Below are 342 nucleotides of genomic sequence, written 5' to 3' on the forward strand. Positions count from 1 at the left end.
AATTAACGCTGTTACATCATAATCTAATAACCCAATGATTATAGTAGCTAGAACAAACCATAGAATATATGTAAACACGTTTATAGCGAGCTTTTCTAGTGTTTTTGCCCGTCCAGCTGACATGTTTCTTTGTGCACTCATTCTTTCGAACCAACTAGTAATTAATCTCTTCCCAATTGACTTTATTATCGAGAAAACAATAAATATTAAGATTATCTGCAATGCAATAATAAGGGCTTGGGTTGCTAGTCCAACCCAATCAATTTCTGATAACCATTCACTCATATACTGTATTCCTCCTTAGCTAAGGTTAGATAATGATTTTAACATACTGTCTTGTCA

Annotated in this window: 1 pseudogene; it reads right to left on the reverse strand. The window is 33.3% G+C overall.

Annotation, left to right across the window (positions count from 1 at the left end):
• Positions 1-285: pseudogene (locus AOA59_RS32780) on the reverse strand (hypothetical protein); the annotation flags it as partial.
• Positions 286-342 lie beyond the last annotated feature (57 nt).

The organism is Pseudomonas sp. 2822-15 (assembly GCF_002742515.1).
Taxonomy (GTDB): domain Bacteria; phylum Pseudomonadota; class Gammaproteobacteria; order Pseudomonadales; family Pseudomonadaceae; genus Aquipseudomonas; species Aquipseudomonas salomonii.